The sequence below is a fragment of the Methylocystis sp. S23 genome, from assembly GCF_054106005.1.
On record NZ_CM134185.1, the window covers coordinates 2415463 to 2439952 of the forward strand.

The 24490-nt window shown below is 63.9% G+C and carries 22 protein-coding genes and 1 tRNA gene; 10 read left to right on the plus strand and 13 right to left on the minus strand.

Going from position 1 to position 24490, the window contains the following annotated elements; translation table 11 throughout:
- Positions 1-198: 198 nt before the first annotated feature.
- From era to recO, 3 genes are all read left to right on the plus strand, one after another.
- Complete coding sequence (gene era / locus ACV7JP_RS11885; RefSeq protein WP_457799077.1) at positions 199-1104, plus strand: GTPase Era; 906 nt, start codon at positions 199-201, stop codon at positions 1102-1104.
- A gap of 30 nt (positions 1105-1134) precedes the next feature.
- Positions 1135-1356 carry a DUF1737 domain-containing protein gene (locus ACV7JP_RS11890; protein WP_457795888.1) on the plus strand — a complete coding sequence of 74 codons (222 nt, stop codon included), beginning with the start codon at positions 1135-1137 and terminating at the stop codon, positions 1354-1356.
- Between the two features lie 272 nt (positions 1357-1628).
- Complete coding sequence (recO, locus tag ACV7JP_RS11895) at positions 1629-2342, plus strand: DNA repair protein RecO (protein WP_457795889.1); 714 nt, start codon at positions 1629-1631, stop codon at positions 2340-2342.
- Between the two features lie 6 nt (positions 2343-2348).
- On the opposite strand, the gene ACV7JP_RS11900 is transcribed toward recO, so the two are convergent.
- On the minus strand, positions 2349-2606 hold the full coding sequence (locus ACV7JP_RS11900) for a hypothetical protein (protein ID WP_457795890.1): 258 nt from the start codon (positions 2604-2606) through the stop codon (positions 2349-2351).
- 244 nt (positions 2607-2850) lie between these two features.
- Between ACV7JP_RS11900 and parC the strand changes: the two genes are divergently transcribed.
- A complete protein-coding gene (gene parC / locus ACV7JP_RS11905) occupies positions 2851-5115 on the plus strand; it encodes a DNA topoisomerase IV subunit A (RefSeq protein ID WP_457795891.1) in 2265 nt (754 codons plus the stop codon).
- Positions 5116-5413: 298 nt separating this feature from the next.
- Here the strand turns inward: parC and amoB are convergent, their stop codons facing one another.
- The 3 genes from amoB to amoC form a co-directional block, all read right to left on the minus strand.
- The gene (gene amoB / locus ACV7JP_RS11910) at positions 5414-6679 is read right to left on the minus strand and encodes a bacterial ammonia monooxygenase, subunit AmoB (RefSeq protein ID WP_457795892.1); all 1266 of its coding nucleotides are present in this window, start codon (positions 6677-6679) and stop codon (positions 5414-5416) included.
- A gap of 73 nt (positions 6680-6752) precedes the next feature.
- Positions 6753-7523, minus strand: a complete 771-nt coding sequence (amoA, locus tag ACV7JP_RS11915) for a bacterial ammonia monooxygenase, subunit AmoA (protein WP_457795893.1) — start codon at positions 7521-7523, stop codon at positions 6753-6755.
- Positions 7524-7712: 189 nt separating this feature from the next.
- Positions 7713-8486, minus strand: coding sequence for a bacterial ammonia monooxygenase, subunit AmoC (gene amoC / locus ACV7JP_RS11920; RefSeq protein WP_457795894.1), 774 nt, complete (start codon positions 8484-8486; stop codon positions 7713-7715).
- A gap of 936 nt (positions 8487-9422) precedes the next feature.
- Between amoC and ACV7JP_RS11925 the strand changes: the two genes are divergently transcribed.
- Positions 9423-9986: a transposase gene (locus ACV7JP_RS11925; protein ID WP_457795895.1), complete on the plus strand. Its 564-nt coding sequence runs from the start codon at positions 9423-9425 to the stop codon at positions 9984-9986.
- 341 nt (positions 9987-10327) lie between these two features.
- On the opposite strand, the gene ACV7JP_RS11930 is transcribed toward ACV7JP_RS11925, so the two are convergent.
- Genes ACV7JP_RS11930 through ACV7JP_RS11940 form a run of 3 tightly spaced genes read right to left on the minus strand, consistent with a single transcriptional unit; the run spans position 10328 to position 12588 of the window.
- The gene (locus ACV7JP_RS11930; RefSeq protein ID WP_457795896.1) at positions 10328-10921 is read right to left on the minus strand and encodes a hypothetical protein; all 594 of its coding nucleotides are present in this window, start codon (positions 10919-10921) and stop codon (positions 10328-10330) included.
- A gap of 1 nt (position 10922) precedes the next feature.
- Entirely contained in the window at positions 10923-11771 is an 849-nt protein-coding gene (cysE, locus tag ACV7JP_RS11935; RefSeq protein ID WP_457795897.1) for a serine O-acetyltransferase, read from the minus strand.
- A gap of 49 nt (positions 11772-11820) precedes the next feature.
- A complete protein-coding gene (locus ACV7JP_RS11940; RefSeq protein WP_457799078.1) occupies positions 11821-12588 on the minus strand; it encodes an alpha/beta fold hydrolase in 768 nt (255 codons plus the stop codon).
- A gap of 172 nt (positions 12589-12760) precedes the next feature.
- On the opposite strand from ACV7JP_RS11940, the gene ACV7JP_RS11945 reads away from it, so the two are divergent.
- Positions 12761-12837: transfer RNA gene (locus tag ACV7JP_RS11945), tRNA-Arg, on the plus strand.
- Positions 12838-12909: 72 nt separating this feature from the next.
- Here the strand turns inward: ACV7JP_RS11945 and ACV7JP_RS11950 are convergent.
- Positions 12910-13155, minus strand: coding sequence for a helix-turn-helix domain-containing protein (locus tag ACV7JP_RS11950; protein ID WP_457795898.1), 246 nt, complete (start codon positions 13153-13155; stop codon positions 12910-12912).
- 84 nt (positions 13156-13239) lie between these two features.
- Here ACV7JP_RS11950 and ACV7JP_RS11955 point away from each other — a divergent pair, with 84 nt between their 5' ends.
- Together ACV7JP_RS11955 and eutB are read left to right on the plus strand one after the other, a co-directional pair.
- On the plus strand, positions 13240-13476 hold the full coding sequence (locus ACV7JP_RS11955; RefSeq protein ID WP_457795899.1) for a hypothetical protein: 237 nt from the start codon (positions 13240-13242) through the stop codon (positions 13474-13476).
- Between the two features lie 12 nt (positions 13477-13488).
- A complete protein-coding gene (gene eutB, locus ACV7JP_RS11960; RefSeq protein ID WP_457795900.1) occupies positions 13489-15687 on the plus strand; it encodes an ethanolamine ammonia-lyase subunit EutB in 2199 nt (732 codons plus the stop codon).
- Here eutB and ACV7JP_RS11965 read toward each other — a convergent pair.
- Positions 15666-15974: a c-type cytochrome gene (locus tag ACV7JP_RS11965; protein WP_457795901.1), complete on the minus strand. Its 309-nt coding sequence runs from the start codon at positions 15972-15974 to the stop codon at positions 15666-15668. The two genes, eutB and ACV7JP_RS11965, sit on opposite strands and share 22 nt — an antisense overlap.
- Positions 15975-16124: 150 nt before the next feature.
- The gene (locus tag ACV7JP_RS11970) at positions 16125-18161 is read right to left on the minus strand and encodes a M3 family metallopeptidase (RefSeq protein ID WP_457795902.1); all 2037 of its coding nucleotides are present in this window, start codon (positions 18159-18161) and stop codon (positions 16125-16127) included.
- Positions 18162-18306: 145 nt separating this feature from the next.
- Here ACV7JP_RS11970 and ACV7JP_RS11975 point away from each other — a divergent pair, with 145 nt between their 5' ends.
- Positions 18307-19194: an aspartyl protease family protein gene (locus tag ACV7JP_RS11975; protein WP_457795903.1), complete on the plus strand. Its 888-nt coding sequence runs from the start codon at positions 18307-18309 to the stop codon at positions 19192-19194.
- Positions 19195-19283: 89 nt separating this feature from the next.
- A complete protein-coding gene (locus tag ACV7JP_RS11980; RefSeq protein WP_457795904.1) occupies positions 19284-20906 on the plus strand; it encodes an ABC-F family ATP-binding cassette domain-containing protein in 1623 nt (540 codons plus the stop codon).
- Between the two features lie 9 nt (positions 20907-20915).
- Here ACV7JP_RS11980 and ACV7JP_RS11985 read toward each other — a convergent pair whose 3' ends face one another.
- The 3 genes from ACV7JP_RS11985 to ACV7JP_RS11995 form a co-directional block, all read right to left on the minus strand.
- Positions 20916-21527, minus strand: a complete 612-nt coding sequence (locus ACV7JP_RS11985; protein WP_457795905.1) for a PAS domain-containing protein — start codon at positions 21525-21527, stop codon at positions 20916-20918.
- 293 nt (positions 21528-21820) lie between these two features.
- Positions 21821-22162, minus strand: a complete 342-nt coding sequence (locus ACV7JP_RS11990; protein ID WP_457795906.1) for an ArsR/SmtB family transcription factor — start codon at positions 22160-22162, stop codon at positions 21821-21823.
- Positions 22163-22260: 98 nt separating this feature from the next.
- The gene (locus ACV7JP_RS11995; protein WP_457795907.1) at positions 22261-24153 is read right to left on the minus strand and encodes an ABC transporter ATP-binding protein; all 1893 of its coding nucleotides are present in this window, start codon (positions 24151-24153) and stop codon (positions 22261-22263) included.
- Positions 24154-24490: the final 337 nt, after the last annotated feature.

A 24490-nucleotide genomic window follows, 5' to 3' on the forward strand; every position in this document is an offset into this window, starting at 1 on the left:
GAAGACAATCCCCTGTCCCCGCGAAGCGGGGAGAGGGTTAGGGTGAGGGGCAAGGCGGCCCTATGCTCCTGGCTTATTGATCTGCGGCTGGGAAACCGAGCTTCCTCGCATCGGCCTGCCCCTCACCCCAGCCCTCTCCCCGCAGGCGGGGAGAGGGGGCGCTGTTAAAATGGAGAACTGGTGAGCGATACGCACGCTATGGAACAGGAAACGCGCTGCGGCTTCGCGGCGCTGGTCGGCGCGCCCAACGCCGGCAAGTCGACGCTGCTCAACCAGCTCGTGGGCGCCAAGGTGTCGATCGTCTCGCGCAAGGCGCAGACGACGCGCGCGCTGGTGCGCGGCATCGCCATAGATGAGCCGGCGCAGATCGTGCTCGTCGATACGCCAGGCATCTTCAAGCCCAAACGGAGGCTCGATCGCGCCATGGTGGCGAGCGCGCTGTCGGGGGCCGCCGACGCGGACGTCGTGGCGCTGCTCGTCGACGCACGAAAGGGGCTCGACGAGGAGGTCGAGGCGATCCTGAATCGCCTCGCGGAGGTCAAGGCGTCGAAGATTCTCGTGCTGAACAAGGTTGACGTCGTCGCGCGCGAGAAGCTGCTCGGGCTCACGGCGAGGCTCAACGCGGCGGAGAAGTTCGAGGAGACCTTCATGGTCTCGGCGCTTACCGGCGACGGCGTCGGCGACCTGCTTCATGCGCTGGGCAAGCGCATGAAACCCGGCCCCTGGCTCTATCCGGAGGACCAGCTCTCCGACGCGCCGCTGCGCCTGCTCGCCGCCGAAATCACCCGCGAGCAGATATATGAGCGCCTGCACGACGAGTTGCCCTATCAATCGACCGTCGAAACGGAGAGCTGGACGAATCAGAAGGACGGCTCGGCGCGCATCGAGCAGACGATCTATGTCGCCCGCGAGGGCCAGAAGAAGATCGTCATCGGCGAAGGCGGCAAGACCATCAAGGCCATCGGCGCGGCGGCGCGGCGCGAAATCGCTGAGGCCGCGGAGCAGGACGTGCATCTTTTTCTGTTCGTGAAAGTGCGCGAGAACTGGGCGGAGGACCCCGAACGCTACCGCGAGATGCGGCTCGAATTCCCGAAAGGCGAGTAGTATGGACGGCGTTCGATTCGCGAGGCCGACATGTCCAAGCAGAGACTCACCGTTTATCGCTATCTCACGGGTCCCGACGACGCCGCCTTCTGCCATCGCGTGACCGAGGCGCTGAGCCGGGGCTGGACGCTCTATGGCGGGCCGACGCTTGCTTTCGACTCCGCCCAGGGCCGCGTGATCTGCGGGCAGGCCGTCACGAAGGAAATCGAGGGCGTGGAATACAGCCCGGAGATGAAGCTCTCGGAGCAGTGATCGCTCCCCCTCTCTGGGCGATCGGGTGAAGGACGACCAACCTCGCCCTCATGCTGAGAGCCGCCGAAGGCGGCGTCTCGAAGCATGAGGAGGCTCCGCAGGAGCCGTCTCGAAGCACGAGGGCGAGCGCCAGCTTTCGGGAAATGAAGGTTCCCTCGTCCTTCGAGACGCCGCCTCCGGCGGCTCCTCAGCATGAGGGAACCTTCGCCCGTTCGCCCTCTCCCCGCTTGCGGGGAGAGGGATTAGATTGTCGGTGCTGAAGAAAGCCGCTCATGGAATGGCGGGACGAAGGCCTTGTCATCGGCGCCAGAACGCACGGCGAGACATCCGTCATTCTGGAGCTGATGACGCGCGCCCATGGCCGTCATCTCGGCGTCGTGCGCGGCGGGCGGTCCAGGGCGATGCGGGCGGCGCTGCAGCCGGGCAATCTCGTGACGGCAAGCTGGCGCGCGCGCCTTGAGGACCATATGGGCGCCTTCGCGGTCGAGCCGCTCGCCTCGCGGGCGGCGCGCTATCTCGACCGCGGCGCGGCGCTGCATGGCGTCGCCACCCTCGTCGCGCTTTTGCGGCTGCTGCCGGAGCGCGATCCCCATGCTGAATTGTTCGAAGCCGCCGACGCCATCGCTTCGGCCCTGGAGACCGCGGACGGCGCCGCGCCGATGATGGCGCGCTTCGAGCTGGCGCTGCTCGGCGCGCTCGGCTTCGGGCTCGATCTGGAGCGCTGCGCGCTGACGGGGACGCGGGAGGACCTTGCTTTCGTCTCGCCCAAATCCGGCCGGGCGGTGAATCGCGCCGCCGCGGCGCCATGGCGCGAGCGGCTGCTGCCTTTCCCGCGCTTCCTCCAGCAGGAGGACGGGGCGGCCTCCGCGGAGGAAATCGCCGCGGCTTTCCGGCTGACCGGCTATTTCCTCGCCCGCGACGTCTTCGCCCCGCGCGGCGGCGCCATGCCGATGTCGCGGGAGCTCTATCTCAATGCGATTATGTGACGACGGTCAGCGCAGCTCGTCGCAGATCACGCGCGATTCATGATTCGTCACGCCATAGCCCTCATCCGTATCGACGAGGATTTCGCGGCAGACCGCCTGCATCGCATTGTCGTTGCGCGCTTCCTCCTGCGCGCCGGCCGGATGGCGGCGCTGCGCGCGGACGGAATCATTCGCCGCGATCTGCGCGCTTTCGACCGCCTCGGCGGCGCCCGCCGCAATGAGCGCCACGCCGAGAACCGCGAATACTCTGAGGATTGACGTCATGTGCGGAAACCACAGAAATGCAAGAGGAAAGCGCCTCGGGAGCGGAGCGGGGCCGGCGCTATGCTCCCTTTCTAGGAAGGGCGGCAAAGCGTCGCAAGCTCTAATTTGCAACATTATCGCCTAAAAAATGAAAATCCCGTTGAGAGGCGGATTTAACGCAACGGGTAACGTTTTCATGAGCGCTTGCGCGCGCGGCCCCGCGCCAATAGGACGAAGGCCGGCGGAACAAATGGGAACAGATTGAATGGCGCAGAAAGGCGGCCCGGCGGGCAAGGGCAAGGACGGCGGCGGCGAAAGCGTCGTAACGCCGGTCGATCTCCGCGAGGCGCTGGAGGAACGCTATCTTCGCTATGCGCTCTCGACCATCACCGACCGCGCGCTGCCCGACGCGCGCGATGGGCTGAAGCCGGTGCATCGCCGAATCCTCTACGGCATGCATGTGCTGCGCCTCGATCCCGGCGCGCCGTTCAAGAAATGCGCGAAGATCGTCGGCGACGTGATGGGCTCCTATCACCCGCATGGCGACCAGGCGATTTACGACGCCCTGGTGCGCCTCGCGCAGGATTTCTCCTCGCGTTATCCGCTCGTCGACGGACAGGGCAATTTCGGCAATATCGACGGCGATTCGGCCGCCGCCTACCGCTACACCGAAGCGCGCATGACGGCGGTCGCGCGCGCTTTGCTCGAGGGCATCGACGAAGACGCGATCGACTTCAAGCCGAATTATTCCGGCGAGGAGAAGGAGCCGGTCGTTCTTCCTTCCGCCCTGCCCAATATGCTGGCGAATGGCGCCCAGGGCATCGCGGTCGGCATGGCGACGTCGATCCCGCCCCATAATCTCGCCGAGCTTTGCGACGCCGCGCTCTATCTCATCTCGCATCGCGCCGCGACGAGCGAGCAATTGCTCACTTTCGTTCAGGGGCCGGATTTCCCCACCGGCGGCATTATCGTCGACAGGCGCGAGGAGATTGTCGAGACCTATCGCACCGGGCGCGGCTCCTTCCGCGTGCGCGCCCGCTGGACCAGGGAAGAGCTGCCGCGCGGCGGCTGGGTCGCCGTCGTCACCGAGATTCCTTATGGCGTGCAGAAGTCGCGCCTTATCGAGAAACTCGCCGAGTTGATTTCGGAGCGCAAGCTGCCGCTCGTCGCCGACGTGCGGGATGAATCCGCCGAGGATGTGCGCATCGTCTTCGAACCGCGCGCGCGCAATGTCGATCCCGCGCTGATGATGGAGACGCTCTTCAAGCTCTCCGAGCTCGAAACGCGCTTCGGCATGAACATGAACGTGCTGGTCGACGGCGTGACGCCGCGCGTCGTTTCGTTGGACGAGGCGCTGCGTCAATGGCTCGACCATCGGCGCAACGTGCTTCAGCGCCGTTCGCGCCATCGCCTCGCCGCCATCCTGCGCCGCATCGAGCAACTGGAAGGCATGATCGTCGTCTTCCTCAATCTCGACGAGGTGATCCGCATCATCCGCGAGGAGGACGACGCGAAGGGCGAGCTGAAGAAGGCCTTCAAGCTCACCGACCTTCAGGTCGATTACATTCTCGATACGCGGCTGCGCGCGCTGCGCAAGCTCGAGGAGATGGAGCTGCGCCGCGAGCTCGACGACCTCACCAAAGAGCGCGCCGAGATCGAGAGCCTGCTGGGCGATGAAGGCAAGCAGTGGAAGACGATCGCGGGGCAGGTTCGCGAGCTGAAGAAGCTCTACGGGCCGCAGACGCCCGTCGGCAAGCGGCGCACGACTTTCGAGGACGCGCCGGCGGCGGTCGATCTCGACCTCGCGGAGGCGATGATCGAGCGCGAGCCGATCACTGTCGTCGTCTCGAAAAAGGGCTGGATCCGCGCGCTGAAGGGCCATGTGCAGGATCTGTCGTCCTTACAGTTCAAGGGCGACGACGAATTGGACACGAGCTTCTTCGCGCAGACGACGACCAAGATTCTCGTCCTGGCGACGAACGGCAAGGCCTTCACGCTCGACGCTTCGAAGCTCCCCGGCGGGCGCGGCCATGGCGAGCCGATCCGTCTTTACGCCGACATCGACGAAGGCGCGGACGTCGCCCGCGTGCTGCCGCATACGCCCGGCGCGTCGCTGCTGCTGATCGGCGACGACGCCCGCGGCTTCGTCGTGGCGCAGGACGATCTGTTGTCCTCGACCAAGAAAGGCCGCGCCGTTCTCACGGTCGAGCCGCCCGCGAAATTGAAGTTGGCGACGGAAGCGGCGGGCGACCATGTGGCGATCATCGGCGAGAACCGCAAGCTCCTCGTCTTCCCGCTGGAGGAAGCCCCGCGCATGGCGCGCGGCAAGGGCGTGCGCATGCAGCGCTACAAGGATGGCGGCGTCGCGGACGCGAAGGTCTTCGCGCTCGCCGACGGGCTGAGCTGGACGGATTCGGCGGGGCGCGTGTTCAACGTCGCGGCGGCGGAGCTCAGCGAATGGATGGGCCACCGCGCCGAGGCGGGAAGGCTGCCGCCGCGCGGATTCCCGAAGAATAACCGGTTCGGGTGACTCGGGTGCGCGCTCTGGCGCGCCTTGGCTTGGTGGCAAACCCTCGAGGCGGCCTCGTCCTTCGAGACGCTTGCTATGCAAGCTCCTCAGGATGAGGCCTAGGTTTTTTCACGCAGATGAAGAAGCCCCTCATGCTGAGGAGCCCGCGCAGCGGGCGTCTCGAAGCGCGAGGGGCGTCAGCAATGCGTTCGCCAGCAAAAGATCAAATAAAAATGCCCGCCAGGGAGAACCCGGGCGGGCAAGTCTTCACACCAACACGCGGAGAAGAGGAAGCAAGCCGCGTGGAGCCGATGTCAGCTTAGAGCGTCGCGCCAAGCTGGAATTTCGGGATGACCGGACCGCCGACTTCCACCTTCTCCCGCTTGCCCGACGGGCTGAACAGGAAGAGGAGGCCGCCGAACTGGCTGTCCGTGTCGTAGGCGAGGTCGGACAGGCGCTCGACGTCGAAGCGCGCATCCTGCACCGTGATGACGAGGCTCCTGGTCTCGCCCGGCGCGATCGGGGTCGGGTCGTTCACGGAGAGGCCGCGATCCGCCAGCAGATAGTCCGGGAATTCGGGACGGCTCGCGAACACGTCCGGATTGAGGAAGCGCAGGCCCGCGGTCGTGAACTCGCCAATGCGCAGCGGCTCCTGACCCTTGTTCGTGATCTGAACGTTCATCGTCAGCTCGCGGCCCGGCACCTTATAGGAGCCGCCGGAGTAATGCAGCGAAACCGTCTCCTGACGCGAACCCTCGATGAAGGGAATACCGGTCAGGAGGCCCGCCTGCATGGGCAGCGTGCGCGGGAATTCGCGGTTGGCGTTGGCGTAGAAGATCAGCAGCGCGAGCATCGAGACCGCGAGCCAGATGGCGCCGAACCGCTTGTCTCCGCCCGTGATGATCTCATGGCGCTTGCCGGCCGCGACCTGCCAGCCGCGAACGATGATGCCCTTTTGCAGGAACCAGTACAGGATCCAGACGAGGGCCGCCGCCATCCAGACGAAGTGATAGGCGTACGTCCAGTTGATGCCGTAGGTTTCGAGATCGATGGTCGAGCCGTCGAGGAGCGTCACCGGATTGGTGAAGTCCTTCATGTCGCCCTTGATCTCGACCCACTGGCCGGGGCCGACGATGGGGCCGCCGTCCTTCACATTGATCTGGACATGCACATGGTAGCGCCCCGGACGGCGCGCCTTCAGCACGATCTTGTATTCATAGTCGTAGCCGACATCCATCGAGAAGGTGCGCGGCACGGGCACCTCGCCGACGGAGGCGCTCTTGCGGATCAGGACCGGGCCCGGCTCGCCGACATTGAGGAAGGCCTCCTGCGGCTTCGCGACGGCCTGCGGCCAGCCCGAAAAGACGTGGACCTTGCCGGTGAGCTCCATTTCTTCATTGACGTTCAAAGTCGTCTTGGACCATTTCACGTCGTACCAGTTCAGCGTGCGCATCCGCAGGAAGGCCTGCTGCGAGCGTTCGCCATGGGCGGCGGCCGGCGTTGCGGAAAGCGTCAGCATCGCGACGGCGGCGGCGAAGCCGACTGCGCATGCTCCCGCGATTTTCTGGAAAATTGGCCGTTTCATCGAATTGGGACTCCCTTGTTTTTCCTGGCGCCGGGGCGGCGTCGCCCCGGCTTTTTGTCGCGTTGCGCCGTGCTTAGACGTCCTCGTTCTCGATATAGGCCGTGGTCGAGAACCATCCGCCGACCTTCCACCAGAGGAAGTAGATCAGCATCGAGATGAAGCCGGAGAAGAAGGCCGCGACGGGAACGACGTCCTTGCCGAAGGTGCGCAGCGTGCCGCGCTCGATCATGCGGATATATTCAGGCGTGCCGGTGCGGACGTAGTTGAAGCCGATGAGGTCCGCGAGGGTGAGCAGCACGCCGTCCACCTCGGTCGCCTGGTGATACTGCGCGAGGACCGGCCAGTTGCTCGGATAGAACAGCAGGCCCCAGCCCATCGCGCCGACGACCGCCGTCACCACCCAACTGCCGGAGAGAAGCAGCACGACGTCGAGCCAGAAGCCCATCGGAATCAGCGCCGAGGGGAAGACCAGATTGATCGGGAAAAAGGTCCAGCCCCAGAAATTGTCGTAGCGGTTGATCCACTCGCCGACGAGCAGCGCGAAGACGGCGAGCGTCGCGCCGAAAGGCAGGCGGAATTTTTGCCAGAAGAAAGACTGGGCGGCCGCGGCGAAGCACATGGCGACGATCGGCGCCACGGTCGGCCACATGCGCCGGTCCTTGAAGTCGATCCAGAAATCCCAGTCGCCGGCGAGCAACATGTAGTGGATGTGGAAGGAGCCGAGCAGCACCAGGAAGAGGATGAGAAGCAGGATCCAGTCGGTCAGCTTCACGCAGCCGATGAATTCTTCTTTCGAGGCCCATGCCCCGCCTGCGGCTGGAGCCGTTTCGTTCGTTATCGACATAAGCTAGCTCTCCTTGATTTTCCTCCCGGCGGTTCGCCGGGCGTTTTTGTTTCGGCTTTCGCGTCGCGCTTCGGCGGGGCCGGAAGCGGCCGCTCTCGATACAGAGGGAGGGAGATCGGAGCGGCCGCCTCTCTTTCGATCCCGCGGCGCCCTGGGAGCGTGCGCGCGCTTCGCCGAAAGCTCTTCGCGTCAGATCGCGAGGACGTCCTTTTCGAATTCCTTGCTGAGCTCGATCACGCGATGCAGGATCTGCAAGACGGTGCCGAACATTGCGAGGCCGAACCAGCCGAAGAAGACGAAGCCCCAATGCAGCGGCGCGGTGAACAGCTCTTCCATGAACCAGAAGGTGTGGCCCCATTCGTTCAGGCCGACATTCGGGAAGATCATGAAGGGGCCGGCGAAGAACAGCAGGAAGGCCAGCGAAATCCGGTTCGCGAATTGCGGAATGCGCGTGCGGCCATACATGAAGGCGCCCCAGCCCGCGATGATGTAGATCGGATAGCTGAGATAGAACTCCAGTATGTGGCTCGGCGTGAAGTCCGTGTCGCGGATGACGGTCTGGTGCCAGGTGCCGTCCTGCTCGGTGAAGTAGCTCGCGCCCCAATAGACGGTGAAAGCGTAGACCAGCAGCCAACCGATCAGCGTGATCAGACGGCGCATTTCCTCGCGCGGCGCGACGGCGTTGATGTTGCGGTCGCGCGTCTTCCAGAGATAGCCGCCAATGGCGCAGAAGGCGATGAACTCGAGCGGCAGCTCGGTCCACATGATGTTGAGCCAGTAGGTCTGGAACTCGGGCGCAAAAGAATCGAGCCCCGCCTTCCATCCGAAATACTGCTCATAAATGCGTATGCCGACGTAAAAAGTCCCAAGCGCCGCCATGGCGAGATAAGCAGGACGGTAATTAACGATAGAGCCCGCAGACTCCCTCGCCGCCGTCCCGGCTTTTTCTGTCGTCAGAGACATTCCTCTCCTCCAGTCATTGAAAATTGGTCGCAAGGATCCCCAAATCTTCCTTCTCGTCATTCTAATTCCGACTGACGTCTGTCGAGATTCGTGGTCCCTTCCGGTTTATCAGGCATAGATTTCCTGCTTTCCGAGCTTTTATACCCGTGTGGAGAGCAGTCCTGATGGCTTGAGAAGCTAGCATAAGGATCAATGTCGCCGTCAATTGACCATGAACAAGCTTATATGCGGCAATTGCGCGCATTGTATTGAATTGTCTCATGTTAAATGTAGCATAAGATGAGAAAATCACAGATACGTATTTTATTATGAGACGGATATCAGTATTTCATGCAATGTATTATATATTGATACGAGTATATGGCGACGTTCTGTCGCATATAATATGAGTTGCTTTGACGTCTGCTCTATCGATTATGTGTCCGCGATCGCTGGTCAGCGCCAACAAAGGGAGACGCCAAACCATGAAGACTTTTCACTCGGTCAACGAACTCGGCTGGGTCGCATTCTGGATCGGCTTCATCATTTTCCTGTTCGCCATCTTCATTCCGACGGTGAATCGCATGCTGAATCTCTGAGCCTCGCCTCCGTTTTTTCTGCAACGCATCTCGCCCCGGCTTGCGACGAGCCGGGGCGTTTTTGCGATGCGTCAATTCGTGCGTCTTCGGTCCTCTGAAGCGACAAATGCGGCGGCGGGATGAGTCCTATGCGACACTTTGAAGCAGACGGTGTATTTAATTGTCTCACTGCACGAAAATAGATTCCTTTCACTTGAAGCTCTCGACCTTTCAAACGCGAACTCATTGAAACCTCTCAAGCAGCAACTTTGAATCGACTGGCGCGTCAGTGAGACAAAGTCATGGACATCCGCGCGGGGGCGCAAGAGGCGCTGAAAAATGGAACATTCCCTTATCTTTGTATTTATGAGAAAAAAGGTTGTATCGCCCGCGCGACGAGCCCATCGGAACGCTTCGTCCGGCGCGCGCAACGGGTTTCGCCAAGCGTCCAGTCGCAGTGAAAAATCCAAGTAAATCTAAGAAAAATAAAAATAAAGCTCACGACATGGAAGGTAAGAACGAACAACAGAACGTCGGTCCGCTTCAGAGGCGGGAAGACGCAATGCGTCACCTATTGGCCGAGGCGAATGGCGCTCCGACCAAAACGATTATCGAAAAACTGAAGAACGGGCTCGGCGTTTCACGCGCCACCGCCTATCGGATGGTGAAATCTTTTCGCACTTGCGGCGCCATCTCGCCGGCTTCCCGCTCGGTGGGCCGCCCCAAGGGCGCGCGGAGCCTCGATCCGCAGCGCGAGCAGATCATCGAAACGGAGCTGGCCAAATTCGTCGCGGAAGTCGAGCGGCCGCCATTCAGCGTGCTGGTCCACGAGATCACGAAACGCTGTAGAGAGAGATCGCTGCGCGCGCCCAATTGGCGGACGATTCGCGCGCGGTTGCGCGATATCGACGAACGCGCCAAGGGGCCGGAGCGTCGCCAGTAGGACGGCGGCGATGAAATCCGCTCTCTCGCCGGCAGGCGCCGCCATATTCCAAGCCGCCGCGACGGCGGCCCAGTTTGCTGACAAACCTCCGAGGCGGCCTCGCCCTTCGAGACGCGAGCTTCGCTCGCTCCTCAGGACGAGGCCTAATTATTTGCGCAGACGCAGAAGCGCCTCATGCTGAGGAGCCTGCGCAGCAGGCGTCTCGAAGCACGAGGGGCGTCGCTCGCTCCTTAGGAGGGCCTAATTGTTTGCGCAGACGCAGAAGCCCCCATGCCAAGGAGCCTGCGCAAGCCGGGCTTGCGATTTGTCGGCAGTCTGACCGCCGGGACGGCGGCGCGCGGTCAACTCGGCTTCGCGAAATTCGGAATCCTGAACCCGAGCTTCCCCTGCCGCCATAGCGTGAAAGCCGCGCCGCCGGCGGCGAGGGCGAATATGCCGAAGCCGACATAGAGATAGAATTCCTCGTCGGTCATGAGGCCGACGGAGAAGGGGTGGCGGCCCTCATAGCTCTTCGCGCCATTGTCGCTGACGAGCTTGGCGTAGAGCACGTAATAGCCGGGCTCCTTGAAGTTCTGGTCGAAATTGACCATGCCGTTGGGAAATTTCTGAACCGGCAGGCGGGAGACGGCGTCGGCGTCCGGGTCCGGCTGGGCCTCCGGCCCCTTGGCGCGCAGGATGCGAATGTCCCATTTCATGTCGCGCAGCTCATTGTCGGCGGCGTCGAGCACGATGACCGAAGGGCCGGCGTCGGGCAGGGCCACGCATTCCCGGTCGATGTTCTTCTTCGGCTGCATGGCGACGAATTTCATCGACTTTTCGCCGAGCGCGACGGGGCATTCGGGGTCGTAATAATGCCAGCCGGCGGCTTGCGCATGCGTCGAGAGACACGCGGCGGCCAGAATGGAGAGCGCCGCGCCGAATAGAATCTTTCTCACTTTACAACCCCATCCTCGTGCTCATCTCCGCATCTAATACAGCCAGCATCTGATCCATGGCCAGCGCCGGTTCGGCGCATTTCGAATCGCCCACGATCCGCGCCGGCACGCCCGCCACGGTCTTGTTGGCCGGAACGGACTCGAGCACGACCGAGCCGGCGGCGATCATGGCGCAGCGTCCGATCTCGATATTGCCCAGAACCTTGGCGCCGGCGCCGATCAATACGCCGCGACGCACTTTCGGGTGGCGGTCGCTGCGCGACTTGCCCGTGCCGCCGAGCGTCACGCCGTGCAGCATGGAGACGTCGTCCTCGATCACGCTCGTCGCGCCGATGACGACGCCGGTCGCGTGATCGACGAAGACGCCTTTCCCGATGACGGCGGCGGGGTGAATGTCGGCCTGGAAAATCTGCGAGGAGAGGCTCTGCAGCGTCAGCGCGAAGTCGCTGCGGCCGTTTTTCCACAGCCAATGCGCCAGCCGGTAGGTCTGCAGGGCGTGGAAGCCTTTGAAATAGAGGGCGGGCTCCAGTACCCGCGTGCAGGCCGGGTCGCGCTCCACCACGGCCAGGAGATCGGCGCGAAAGGCGTCGATTATCGCGGGCTCGCGCGCAAGGCAGGCGTCGAAGGCCTGGCGGATCGCGGCATAAGGCGCCTCCGGCCGGTCGAGGCGCTGGGCGACGCGGTGGGCGACGACTCCCGCCACGGTCTCCTGCGCCATGATCGCCGGATAGATGAAGCCGCCGAGCTCCGGCTCGCGGCGCAACACGTCTTCCGCCTCCAGCCGCAAGCGGGCCAGAAGCGGGTCGAATTCAATAACGTTCGCGGCTTCCTTCCGCGTGTCGGCGGCCATGGGGGCTTCCTCCTGGAGAGCTATATAGCGCCTCGGCCACGCCCGCGCATCACGGGCGCGCCGCCAGGAATTCGAGCACGGCCTGCTTGTAGATCCGATCGCCGACGGCGCGGTTATGGTCGCGGCCGGGGATGTCGACGATGCGGACATTCGGGAACAGCGGCTCGAGCGGCGAGGGATCGCCGGCCACGTCGTCGCGCGTGCCGACGCAGATCAGGACCGGGCAGGCGATATTGGAGAGCAGGGCGGGATCAAGCGCCTTGCGCGCGCCGCGCACGCAGGCGGCCAGCGCCCTGAGGTCGCTGCGCGTCGATTCGGCGAAGCCGCGAAAGATCTTGAGCATCGAATTCTCGATGTCCTCAATTCGCTCGGCCTCCATCGCCTCGGCAAGACCGCTGGGCAATCCGGCGTCCTGGATGAGATACTGCCCGATGCCGCCGAGAATGAGCGAGCGCACGCGATCCGGCTTGGCCAGCGTCAGCACCGTCGCGATCCGGGCGCCGAGCGAATAGCCCATGACGTCGGCGCGGGCGATCGAGAGATGGTCCATCAGATTCGCGACGTCGCTCGCCATCAGGTCGAGCGCATATTGCGCCGGATCGTAAAGCTTCTGGGATTTGCCGTGCCCGCGATTGTCGAGGACGACGACGCGGCGGCCATCCTCGGTCAGCGTCTTGACCCATTGGGTAAACATCCAGTTTACGGCATGGGTCGAGGCGAAGCCGTGGACAAGGAGGATCGGCTCTTGCCGGTCTTCGCTGAGAGGCTCGAAGTCCGAATAGGCAATCTCGACGTTGTTCGAGACGAAAGTTTCCATCGCAAATCCTGTGTGACAGTCCCTACTTAAAGGCTCGCACAGGCTGTGCAAGCGTCAGGCCGCCAAAAATCGCCCGCAAAGATAACAGGCCTTGCCATTCGCTTCGCTTGTCGCTAAACGGTCGCATGTCGCGACGCGGCGGCCCCTCGACGGGCTGCGAAGCGCGCGCCGGGCGCCCGTAGCTCAGCTGGATAGAGCACCAGACTACGAATCTGGGGGTCAGAGGTTCGAATCCTTTCGGGCGCGCCATTTCCCCGAATTATTGGAATTGGTTAGCGCTGACCGGTCGACGAGTTTTAAGACGACGGGGAAGGACGGCGACTAAGACGGCGCGATCCTGCGCAGCGCCGCGATCGCCTCCGCCGGGTCGAAGCGCAGGATTTCGGCGATCGCAATCAGCTCGACCACATCAACGCGGCGCTGGCCGCTCTCCAGCCGCGCGACGAAGGACTGATACTCGCCCAGCCGCTCCGCTAGCTGCGTCTGCGTCACGCCCGCCTCCTCGCGCTTGCGGATGAGGAAGGCGATCAGGGCGTCGTGCCGTGCTGTGCCTAACGTCTTGGCCAATCAAACCCCGCGGAAAAGCGGGCTTCAATAATCTGTTTTTCAGATTATCTTAAAACCAGATAAATTCTGCGAGGCGGCTTCCGCATGGAGACGGCCAAGACGATCCTGTTCTGGGCGCTGCTCGCCGTCGCGGTCGCGCCGGCGGTCCTCGGCGTCGGCTGGGGAATCGCGGAGCACGAAATTCTTTCCCGACGCATCCCGCGAGAGCATATCGAGCGCATGGCCGCGAAGATCGCCGCTCGCCATCCCGAGGGGAGTGGATCATTTTCCAAATGCGGGCGGCGCAACTATCTTTCTTGGCGCCCATGCAGGGTTTTCTGAATGAGGATCGATATGGCGGCGCTCAGGCGACTTTCAGACATTCGCGTTCCGGCGCCCAAGCCGGACCGGCCCTATGAGATTTTGCTCTTCGGCCGGCGCTTCGCTTTCGTCGGCCTCAAGCGTCTTCTGGGCGCGGCGGATATCGACAAGGCGGGCGACCGTCTGGCGGGGCTCGCGGCCAAGAGCGAGGTCGAGCGCGAGGCGGCGCGCGCGATTCTTTCCGCACTGACTCTGCAGGAGATTTACGACTCGCCGCTCGTCAATGACGACGGCCGCGTGGATGAGGTGATGCGGGTCGCCTACGACATTGATCGCGAGATCTTCGAGCAAAGCGCGCATCTGACGGTGGGCGCGGCGAAGGACGTCATACTCGACCGTACGGAAGCCGACGTCGCGCGTCTCGGACGCGGGCTCACGGCGGCGATGGTCGCGGCGATCGCCAAGATCATGGACGTGCACGAGCTCATCCATGCGAGCCGCAAGCTTACTTGCGCCGCCACGGCCCGCACCACGGTCGGTCTGCCCGGCGCGCTGTCGTCGCGCCTTCAGCCCAACCATCCGACAGACGATCTCTCGGCCGTCGCGCTGCTCGTCTATACCGGCTTAAGCCTCGGCGCGGGCGACGCGTTGATCGGGATCAACCCCGCGCTCGACACGATCGAGAATACGACGACGCTTCTCCGCCATATCGACCGGCTGCGCCGCCGCACGGGCGCGCCGACGCAGATCTGCGTTCTCTCCCATATCCGCACGCAGCTCGCCTGCCTGGAGAATGGCGCGCCGGTGGAGATTCTGTTCCAGAGCCTCGCCGGCACGCAGCGCACCCTCGTCGAGGAATTCGACTGTGGCGTCGATCTGCTCGACCGCGCCTATCGCGTCATGGAAGCGCGCGGCGCGTTGAGCGGGACGGCCCGGCAGTTCATGTATTTCGAGACAGGCCAGGGCAGCGAGTTGAGCTATGGCAAGCATGACGGGATCGACATGACGACCGCGGAAGCGCTCTGCTACACGCTGGCGCGGCGCTATGATCCGTTCATGGTCAATAATGTCACAGGCTTCATCGGCCCGGAGACGCATCGCAGCGACATGGAGATGATCCTGTCGAATTTGCAGGATCATTTCATGGGCAAGCTGATCGGCCTGCCCATGGGCATGGCGCCCTGCTACACGCTCCATTCCGAGATCACGATGGAAGGCCAGCAGATCGCCGCCGAATTGCTGACGGCGGCGGGCGCGAATTATTTCATGGACGTCTATCTCGGCGTCGATCGCATGCTCGCCTATTTCGACACTTCCTCGCATGACGACCAAACGCTACGCGAGATTTTTTCGCGCGAGCCTGCGCCGGAATTTACCGAATGGGCGATCGCGCGCGGCGTCTTCGAAAGGGACGAGGCCGGGCGCTTGCGGCGCGGCGCGAATTGGGGCGATCCGCGCATCTTCTGCGAATCCGACGCGGAGCTCCAGGAGCTGCGCGCCAAGCTGCCGATCGCCTATGGCTGGGAGAATGCGGGGCCGCGGCCCTCCAACGCCGTCTCGCGAAAGACGCGCGCCAATCTGGCGCTGGCTCGCGAGGCGATCTATGCGGAACTCTCGCCGCAAAGGCTCGGGCCCACGCCGATGCGCGCGGTTCGCACGCGCGCGGGGACGAAGGCCGAGCATCTCGGCGATCCGGAGCTGGGGTCGCTTCTTGATCTCGATTCCTTGCGAGACCTGAAGCCCGACGGCGCCGACGTGCAGATCCTCGTCTCGGACGGTCTGAGCGCCGAGGCCGTCCATCACAACGTTCCGACGCTTCTGCCGGCTTTGCTGGCGGCGCTGTCGCGGCGGGGCCTGAGCGTGGGGACGCCGCTTCTCGCGCCCAATGGACGCGTCAAGCTCGCCGAGTCCGTCGGCGACGCGCTACAGGCGAAGATCGTCGTCACGCTGATCGGCGAACGGCCCGGCGGCGACGCCATGTCGTCGCGCAGCATGTCCGCCTATCTCGCCTTTCGGGCCTCGGAAGCGGAGACCGAAACAGCCTCGCGCAACGCCGCGAGCCGCTACGAATATACGGTGATCTCCAATATCTATGAGAAGGGCGCGCCGCCGGAGCAGGCGGCGGCGGCGATCGCGGAGCGCGTGGCGCAAATGCTGGCGCACAAAGCCGGCGGAAACCGCCTCGAACGCCTCTTGCAGCAGGCGTGCGCTCAGCGCTTGATCCGCGAATAATAGCGCGCGATCGCTCTTATTTCCGCGTCCGACATCGCGTCGCCCATCAGCGCCATCGTGTCGTGGCGCCGTTTCCCGGAGCGAAACGCCTGTAGCCGGCTCACGAGGAAGCGCTCGCTCTTGCCGGCGATCGAGGGCGTTTGATCGGGCGCGGCGGAAAGGCCGCGCACGCCATGGCAAGTGTCGCAATTCATCTTCAGCCCGTCGAGGCGTCGCGCCGGAATTTCGCCGGCTGCGGCGCCGAAAGCCGCAACCGCGAGGAAAAGTGTGAAAAAGGTTGCTTTCATATGTTTTCCGGCCTGCGCTTCATTGCGTCGCTCCCGGCGTCTTGAAGTCGGGCATACCTGCTATGGCGGCGCTGGATCGCCGCGTCGGCAAGGCCTCCTCGCAATGATTGGAACGGACCAAAGGGAATTGGCGCCGTTCCCGTCCTCGGATCACGCTTGGGCAAAGCCGCGTTGGCGCAGAAGCGGCTCGACCGTGGGCATTCGGCCGCGAAAGGCCACATAGGCGTCGGCCGCGTCCTGCCGCCCGCCGGCCGCATAGATGAAGCGCTTGAGCCTTTCCGCGATGTCGGGCGCAAAGGGGTCGCCTGCCTCCTTGAAGGCCTCGAAAGCGTCGGCGTCGAGCGCCTCCGCCCATAAATAGCTATAGTAGCCGGCCGAATAGCCGTCGCCGGAGAAGATGTGGCTGAAATGCGGAAGGCGATGCCGCATGACGATCTCCCGCGGCATGGAGAGCCGGGACAGACATTCCCGCTCGAAGGCCTCGGCGTCGACGTCCGACGCGTCTCGCGCATGGATGTCGAGATCGACATAGGCCGAGGCGCAGAATTCGACCGTCGCGAAACCCTGGTTGAAATGGCGCGACGCGACGATGCGTTCGAGAAGGTCGTCGGGCATGGGTTCGCCCGTTTCGGCGTGCAGCGCGAATTCCTTCAGCACCGCCGGCTCCAGCAGCCAGTGTTCAAAAAGCTGCGAGGGCAGCTCGACGAAATCGCGCGCGACATTGGTTCCCGCGACGAGCGGATAGGTCACGTCGGACAACATGCCATGCAGGCCGTGGCCGAATTCGTGGAACAGGGTGCGCGCGTCGTCGAGACTGAGCAGAGTGGGCGCGCCGTCGGCGCCCTTGGTGAAGTTCATCACGTTGACGATGATTGGCCGCAACTCGCCATCGAGCTTATGCTGCGCGCGGAAGTCGGACATCCAGGCGCCGCTGCGCTTTGACGGCCGCGCGAAATAATCGGCGAGGAAGAGGGCGACATGCGCGCCGTCCTTGTCGAGAGCCTCGAAGGCGCGCACATCGGGATGATAGAGATCCACGCCCGTCTGCTCGACGAAGCGCAGGCCGAAGAGCTTTTCGGCGACATGGAAGGCCGCCGCCATCACTTTTTCGAGCTGGAAATAGGGACGCAGCGACGCCTGATCGAGATCGTAGAGGCTCTTGCGCACGCGTTCGGCATAGTAGCGCCAGTCATGGGCGGCGACGGCGAAATTCGCGCCTTCCCGGTCGACGAGCGCCTGTATCTGCGCGCGCTCCTCGGCGGCGCGGGCGAGCGCGGGCGTCCAGACGCGATCCAGGAGATCGCGAACCGCGGCGGGCGTCTTCGCCATCGTGTCGTCGAGCTTGTAGTCGGCGAAGGTTTCATAGCCCAAAAGCCTGGCGCGCTGCTCGCGCAGGCCGAGGATTTCGCGGATGAGGGCGCCATTGTCGGTCTCGCCGCCATTCTCGCCGCGGTTCGCCCAGGCGCGGAAAACGATCTCGCGCAGATCGCGCCGCCCGGAGGATTGCAGGAAGATTTCCGCGCTGGAGCGCGCGAGCGTCACGGCAAATTTTCCCGGCGCGCCGCGTTCATTCGCTATGCGCGCGGCGGCGGCGCGAAAGTCGTCGGAAAGTCCGTCGAGGTCGCCTTCCTCAAGGAGCAGAAGCCAGGACGATTCATCGGCGAGCACATTCTGCGAGAAGCGCGTGGAGAGGCCCGCGAGGCGCTCCAGGATGGCCGCCATTCGCCGCTTGTCTTCCTCGTTCAGCCTGGCGCCGGCGCGAATGAAGTTCTTGTAGGCCAGCTCCAGGACGCGCTTCTGCTCCGGCGTAAGGCCGAGACGGTCGCGCGCCGCGTAAAGCGTCTCGACGCGGCGGAAGAGCTCCGGGTTCATCGAGATGTCGCTCGAATGGCGGGAGAGCGCGGCGGCCATGTCGCGCTCGATTTCCTGCATCTCGGCGTTCGTGTCGGTCGCCGTGAGGTTCCAGAAGACGGAGCCCACATCGGTCAGGAGGCTTCCCGCGCGCTCGAGCGCCTCGATCGTGTTCGTAAAATCCGGCTCGGCGGGATTGCCGGCGATGGCGTCGATCTCCGCCCGATGCCGCGCCAGCGCCGTCTCGAAGGCGGGACGGAAATGTTCCGCTCGAATTTCGCCAAAACGCGGCAGGCCGAAAGGCGCCGCCCAGGGCGCGGTCAATGGGTTCGACATCCGCATCCTCACTTGCCGTTCGTCTCTCCTTGCCGGCGGCGGGGCCGCGGGCGAGCGCCGGGCAGAATAGCGGCTTTTTGCGCCGTCCGACATCGGGCATCATGCCGCCGCTTCGTCATTGCCTCGTTTCGGATGGAATTGGCGCATGAACGCATTCGGACCCCTTCTCGTCCTCATGGCGCTCCTGATCGGAGCCGGCGCGCGATCCGAGCCCGCCCGCTCCACCGTCCCCATGACCCTCACGATGGCCGACTATGGCGGCGGGCGGATTTATCTTCCGGTCCGCTTCGGAAACATGATGGGGACGATGCGCCTCGATACGGGCGCCTCGACGACGCGCGTCGCCCTGGCGCCCTGGAACAGGGATCTGCCCGTGGTCGGGCAGAGCGATTCGACGGGCGCCTCGGGCCGCACGGTCCGCTGCGACGACGTCGAGGCGAAGAATATCGAGCTGAAGGCGTCGGAGGGCGCGGGGATCGCGCGCGCGAAATACGAGGTCACGCGCTGCGCCGCCAGTGACGGCGATGACTTGCTCGGCCTCGACTTCTTCAAGGGCGCGCGCTTCACGCTGGATTTCGGCAAGCGGGAAATGGTCTTTTTTGGCGACGCGCCCGCGCATGCGACGCCGTTCCGCCTCCTCGGCCCCGATCAGCGCCTCGTCGGCGTCGCCTTCAAGGTCGGCGATGTGGCCGCGGCCGGCCTTTTCGATACGGGCGCGGAAATATCGGCCGTCGATCAGAAATTCGTCGACGCGCATAAGAAGCTGTTCGCCCCGGCGAAGCTCAAGGGCAAGGCGCGCGAGGCGGGCGGCGCGGCTTTCGCGCCTAAACTATACAAGATCAAGGCGCTTGACCTGGGGCAGGGCCGCATCCTGCGCGGCGTCTATGCGCTCGCCTATGATTTCGGCGCGCTCCGGCAGGCGCTGGGGAGCCAGGCGCCGTTCATTCTGGGCTATAATTTCCTAAGCCAATTCGATTGGACGCTGGATTTCACCGCGCCCAAATCGCCCGCATGGGACGCCCGGCTCAAATAATCTCGCACGATTTCGCGCCGCGCTCTTTATCGCGGAGCGAAGCATGGCATAAGGGCGCGCAACATTCCTCCCTTCAGCCTGTTCGAGACATGATCCGCGTCGAAAACATCAGCAAGCAGAACGGCTCGCAAATCCTTTACATCGAGGCCTCCGCCACGCTCCTGAAAGGCGAGAAGGTCGGGCTCGTCGGCCCCAACGGCGCCGGCAAATCCACGCTCTTCCGGATGATGATCGGGCGGGAGCCGCCGGACGAGGGTCAGATCTCGGTCGACCGGGGCGTGACCATCGGCTATTTCGATCAGGACGTCGGCGAAATGTCCGGCCGCAGCGCCGTGAGCGAGGTCATGGACGGCGCCTGCCCGGTGAGCGAGGTCGCCGCTGAGCTGAGGGAGCTGGAGGCCGCCATGGCGGACCCCGGCCAGGCCGACGACATGGACGCGATCATCGCGCGCTATGGCGAGGCGCAGGCCCGCTTCGAGGAGCTTGACGGCTATGCGCTGGAGGGGCGGGCGCGAGAGGTTCTCGCCGGGCTGAACTTCACGCAGGAGATGATGGACGGCGACGTCGGCGCGCTTTCGGGCGGCTGGAAGATGCGCGTCGCCTTGGCGCGCATCCTGCTCATGCGTCCCGACGTCATGCTGCTCGACGAGCCGAGCAACCATCTCGACATTGAAAGCCTCATCTGGCTCGAGGAATTTTTGAAAGCCCATGACGGCGCGCTGCTCATGACCTCGCATGACCGCGAGTTCATGAACCGCGTCGTCTCGAAAATCATCGAGATCGACGGCGGCTCGCTCACGACCTATTCGGGCGATTACGAATTCTACGAAGCGCAGCGCGCGCAGAACGAGAAGCAGCAGCAGGCGCAATATGAGCGCCAGCAGGCGATGCTCGCCAAGGAGATCAAGTTCATCGAGCGCTTCAAGGCGCGCGCCTCGCACGCCGCGCAGGTGCAGAGCCGCGTGAAGAAGCTCGACAAGATCGAGAAGGTGGAGCCGCCGCGGCGCCGGCAGTCGATCCTGTTCGAGTTCCGCCCGGCGCCCCGTTCGGGAGACGATGTCGCGACGCTCAAGAACATTTGCAAGAGCTATGGCGGTCGCGCCGTCTATGACGGTCTCGACTTCGCCGTGCGCCGCAGGGAGCGCTGGTGCGTGATGGGCGTGAACGGCGCGGGCAAGTCGACGCTGCTCAAGCTCGTCGCCGGCGCGGCGCGGCCGGACGACGGCGCCGTGACCATCGGCGCCAGCGTGAAGATGGGCTATTTCGCGCAGCACGCCATGGATCTTCTCGACGGCGACCGCACGGTGTTCGAGACGCTGGAGGACGCTTTTCCGCAGGCGGGGCAGGGGTCGCTGCGCACGCTCGCGGGCTGCTTCGGCTTTTCGGGCGACGACGCCGAAAAGAAATGCCGCGTGCTGTCGGGCGGCGAGAAAGCCCGCCTCGTAATGGCGAAGATGCTTTACGATCCGCCAAACTTCCTCGTGCTCGACGAGCCGACGAATCACCTCGATTTGACAACGAAAGAGATGCTCATCCAGGCCCTCGGCGATTACGAGGGCGCCATGCTCTTCGTCTCGCACGACCGCCGCTTCCTCGCCGCCCTGTCCAACCGCGTGCTGGAGCTGACGCCGGCGGGCGTGCATAAATATGAGGGCGGCTATACGGAATATGTCGCCCGCACCGGCCATGAGGCGCCGGGGCTGCATGAATGAGCGGGGCGCTCATAATCTCAGCCCGTCCGCCCGCCCGCCTTCGTAAAGGACAAGATCGGGCCGCCCAGGCGGATTCCGGACGCCGCGCCGCGCATGGTCGCGGATCTGCAAGGGCGCCGCGCGCTCGTCGCTTGCCTGAAGCACGCGCAGCGAATGCAGGCGCAGCGCCGGCGCCTGCCTCCGTCCGAGCCATTGCGGGCAGTCGGCGGGCGCCAGCGAGCCGAGCATGAGCGAATGCGTCTTGCCGAAATGGCGGAGCGGCAGAAGCAGCAATTCAATGTCGAGCGCGTCGGATTCATGCGCGCCGCCTCTTGCGCCGGCGACGATCGGCTCGACTCCTTCCAAGACCGCGCCGAGAGCCGATCCGACCTTGCCGCGATCGCCCGCCTCCCACAAATCGAGAAACGATCTGCCCTTCTGTTCCGCCAGCCAATAGGCGTTGATCCGCGTGCCGCACATTTTCAGCGGGAACAGGCGCGGCCGGTCGATCTGAATGGTGAAGACATTGGCGAGCAGGCAGCGAATCGCGACAAAGTCGAGGTCATTGTAATCCGGCGCGAGCCGCGCGCCTTTCAAGCGACTCCAATAGGCGTAAAGCTCCCGCGATATCGACTGCTTCATTTGCGCTCCTGCCCGGGCGTCCCATGTCGCCGCGCGCGCATATGCGGGCTCCGCCCCGGGGAGGCGGAAGCGCGGCTTCAATGGTTATCAAACCGTTATTCGGATGCCCGAAGGAGTAGAGTAAACTCGTGCTCAAAGAATTAGCGCGAACGTTAGAATTGTTTGCTTTGACAGCCTTTCGGCAGCGTTTGGCGCTGAAATTCACGCTATATTTCAAAGACATGCCGTGGGTTGCCGGGGCTTGGCGGCGTTTCGAGCGTCAACATGTTTCGGTTGTGGAAAGGCGCCGATTTTCAGGAGGCGCAGAAAATATCGTGCAGCAGCGCGATCATGCGCCGCACCCGCTCGTCGGTGAGCGAATAATAGATCGTGCGCGATTCGCGCCGCGTCTTGACGAGATCGTCCTGGCGCAGCCGCGCGAGGTGCTGGGAGAGAGACGATTGGCTCAGGCCGACCGCATTTTGCAGCTCCGTCACGCAGGCTTCGCCCTTGAGCAATTCGCACAGGACCATCAGCCTGTGCGCATTGGCCAGCGCTTTGAGGAACTGCTCCGCTTCCTGCGTCTTGGGAATCAGGTCTTGCAACGCTCCGGCGACCTTGGCGGAAGCCGCCCGACGAGAAGGGCTCTGCGTCATGGGCGTCGGGGCGATCGCCGGGGGCAATGAAAACCTTCCATTTTCTTTCGAACGCCTGGGCTCTATGCGACGTTTCCGTTTTATCGCGGCCAATTGCTTTAGTCAACTATATCTATAGAATATCGGGGCGTTTCGGTTGGCGCCTCTCGCCGCGTTTCGCGGCCGGTCCGCTCGCCGCGCCAGAGGGCGGCGTAGGTTTCGCCTCGCGCGAGGAGCCGCTCATGCGTTCCGCGCTCGACGATGCGGCCTGCGTCCATCACGAAAATCCGGTCGCAGTCGACGACCGAGTGGAGGCGATGGGTGACGAGAATGATCGTGCGGCGCCGCTTCAGTCCGTGGAGCGTTTCGATCAGCATTTGCTCATTCTGTGGATCGAGCGCGCTTGTCGGCTCATCCAGCACGACAAAGGGCGCTTCGCTCAGAAGCGCCCGCGCGATCGCGAGCCGCTGACGCTGGCCGCCCGAAAGATTGGCGCCGCCCTCGCTCAAAACCGTGTCGTATCCGTTCGGCAGCGCGGCGACGAAATCCGCCGCGCCGGCGAGCGCGGCCGCCGCCGCCACCTCCTGGCGCGTCGCCGAGGGGCGGCCATAGGCGACATTCTCGGCGACGCTCGCGGGCAGCATGAAACTGTCCTGCGTCACGAAAGCGAAATGCGCGCGCAGATCCTTCAGCCGCACGTCCCTTATGTCGACGCCGTCGAGCCGCACGGTCCCTTTGCAGGGATCGTGAAAGCGCAGCATCAATTTGAGCAGCGAGCTCTTTCCGGTTCCGCTCGGGCCGACAAAGGCCGCCATTTCTCCCCGACCGACGCTCGCGTCGACATCGGAGAGGACGAGTCGGCCCGGCTCATAGCCGAAGGAAACGCAGTCGAAGGCGAGGCGGCGCGGGCGCGGAGGCAAGGCCCGCGCCTCCGGCTTGTCCTTGATCGCCTCCGGGGAGTCGAGCACGAAGAAGACGCGCCGCGCCGCCGCCTCGAAGGTTCGGATCTTGGAGAAGAACTCGGCGAGCCATTTCAGCGGGTCCCATAGCTTGCGCAGATAATCCATGAAAATGATGAGCGCGCCCACCGTCATCCCGTTCGCGACGGGCGCGATGAACTGATCGCGATAGACGAGCCACCCGCCATAGCCGAGGATGATGGCGGCGCCGATCGAAAGGATGACGTCGCGCGCGAGCGGATAAAGCTGCTCTTGCCAATTGAGGCGCAGCAGCCCCGTTACGCTGCGCGCCACCGCTTCCTCGAAGCGGCGAAACTCAAAGGGCTCGCGGCGGAAGGCTTGCGACAGCGGCACGCGGACCATCGCCTGCTGAATCTGCGCCGTGAGGTCCGCGTCGATCTGTTTCGATTCCAGCGCGCGCTGATGAATCCGCACGCCGAAGCGCCAGTTGCTCCACAGGATGAGCGGCGCGACGGAATAGGCGGCGAAGGTCAGTCCCGCGTTCCGCCACAACATGATCCACGTCATCACGGTGAGAGTCACGGCGGCGACCGAGGTGCCGATCATGATGTCGACAATGCCCCAGGGGCCGAAAGCGTCGGTCGTCAGCCGATAGATGGAATCGCCCTGCGGCCGCGACTGATGATAGGCGAGATCGAGGCGCTGGAGCTTGCCGAAGAGATCGGCGCGCACGCGCGTCGTGCCCCGGTAGTTGAGGTGGTAGTTGATCATCATGCGCGCCATCCAGGCCGAGTAGCCGACGATCTGAAGGCCGAGTCCGATCAGGACGAGACCCAGGATTTGGCCCGGCTTGTCCGCCGGCAGCACGGCGAGGAAATAGCCGTGCAGCCAGCCGCCGTTCGGCTCATGCGTCAGGACGGAGTCGACAAGGATCGCGAGCGGCCATGCCTCCAGAAGGCCGACGGCGACGGAGACTCCGATGAGCGCGACAAGCGTCGCAATCCAGGGCCAGTCGGGCGAAAAATAGGAGAAAGCGCGTTCATAGACCGTGCGCTTCGCCGCGGCGCGCAGCCGATCGTCGGTTTGGCTCATGCCCCTTCAACGCGCGGCGGCCGAAAAAGGTCTGGCCGACAGCTCGTCGAACATGCTGGCGGGAGTTGAAAAACGGCGTCCATCGCAAGCGGCGCAAAAATCTTCGGCGCATGAACGCCCATATACGTATTCGTACTTACTTCCCATGCTCGACGGGCAACCGATCTAGCGCTGATCTTCGATAGTTTGGGCGATTGCGACCGGCGTTTCATCTTCTGGAGCGCCGGCGCCGCGACACTCAGACGACGGGTTGCTCGGCAGGACGAAGCGCTGGCCGGCAAGCGCCCCTCGAAGTCCGGAACACGCGCATGGGCGTTCGTTTCGGCAGGGGACGAAA

What these genes read in the sequence shown, in the direction of transcription:
- era (WP_457799077.1), top strand. Translation starts at nt 199, where the DNA reads ATGGAACAGGAAACGCGCTGCGGCTTCGCGGCGCTGGTCGGCGCGCCC.
- ACV7JP_RS11890 (WP_457795888.1), top strand. Translation starts at nt 1,135, where the DNA reads ATGTCCAAGCAGAGACTCACCGTTTATCGCTATCTCACGGGTCCCGAC.
- recO (WP_457795889.1), top strand. Translation starts at nt 1,629, where the DNA reads ATGGAATGGCGGGACGAAGGCCTTGTCATCGGCGCCAGAACGCACGGC.
- ACV7JP_RS11900 (WP_457795890.1), bottom strand. Translation starts at nt 2,606, where the DNA reads ATGACGTCAATCCTCAGAGTATTCGCGGTTCTCGGCGTGGCGCTCATT.
- parC (WP_457795891.1), top strand. Translation starts at nt 2,851, where the DNA reads ATGGCGCAGAAAGGCGGCCCGGCGGGCAAGGGCAAGGACGGCGGCGGC.
- amoB (WP_457795892.1), bottom strand. Translation starts at nt 6,679, where the DNA reads ATGAAACGGCCAATTTTCCAGAAAATCGCGGGAGCATGCGCAGTCGGC.
- amoA (WP_457795893.1), bottom strand. Translation starts at nt 7,523, where the DNA reads ATGTCGATAACGAACGAAACGGCTCCAGCCGCAGGCGGGGCATGGGCC.
- amoC (WP_457795894.1), bottom strand. Translation starts at nt 8,486, where the DNA reads ATGTCTCTGACGACAGAAAAAGCCGGGACGGCGGCGAGGGAGTCTGCG.
- cysE (WP_457795897.1), bottom strand. Translation starts at nt 11,771, where the DNA reads ATGGCCGCCGACACGCGGAAGGAAGCCGCGAACGTTATTGAATTCGAC.
- ACV7JP_RS11940 (WP_457799078.1), bottom strand. Translation starts at nt 12,588, where the DNA reads ATGGAAACTTTCGTCTCGAACAACGTCGAGATTGCCTATTCGGACTTC.
- ACV7JP_RS11955 (WP_457795899.1), top strand. Translation starts at nt 13,240, where the DNA reads ATGGAGACGGCCAAGACGATCCTGTTCTGGGCGCTGCTCGCCGTCGCG.
- eutB (WP_457795900.1), top strand. Translation starts at nt 13,489, where the DNA reads ATGGCGGCGCTCAGGCGACTTTCAGACATTCGCGTTCCGGCGCCCAAG.
- ACV7JP_RS11965 (WP_457795901.1), bottom strand. Translation starts at nt 15,974, where the DNA reads ATGAAAGCAACCTTTTTCACACTTTTCCTCGCGGTTGCGGCTTTCGGC.
- ACV7JP_RS11970 (WP_457795902.1), bottom strand. Translation starts at nt 18,161, where the DNA reads ATGTCGAACCCATTGACCGCGCCCTGGGCGGCGCCTTTCGGCCTGCCG.
- ACV7JP_RS11975 (WP_457795903.1), top strand. Translation starts at nt 18,307, where the DNA reads ATGAACGCATTCGGACCCCTTCTCGTCCTCATGGCGCTCCTGATCGGA.
- ACV7JP_RS11980 (WP_457795904.1), top strand. Translation starts at nt 19,284, where the DNA reads ATGATCCGCGTCGAAAACATCAGCAAGCAGAACGGCTCGCAAATCCTT.
- ACV7JP_RS11985 (WP_457795905.1), bottom strand. Translation starts at nt 21,527, where the DNA reads ATGAAGCAGTCGATATCGCGGGAGCTTTACGCCTATTGGAGTCGCTTG.
- ACV7JP_RS11990 (WP_457795906.1), bottom strand. Translation starts at nt 22,162, where the DNA reads ATGACGCAGAGCCCTTCTCGTCGGGCGGCTTCCGCCAAGGTCGCCGGA.
- ACV7JP_RS11995 (WP_457795907.1), bottom strand. Translation starts at nt 24,153, where the DNA reads ATGAGCCAAACCGACGATCGGCTGCGCGCCGCGGCGAAGCGCACGGTC.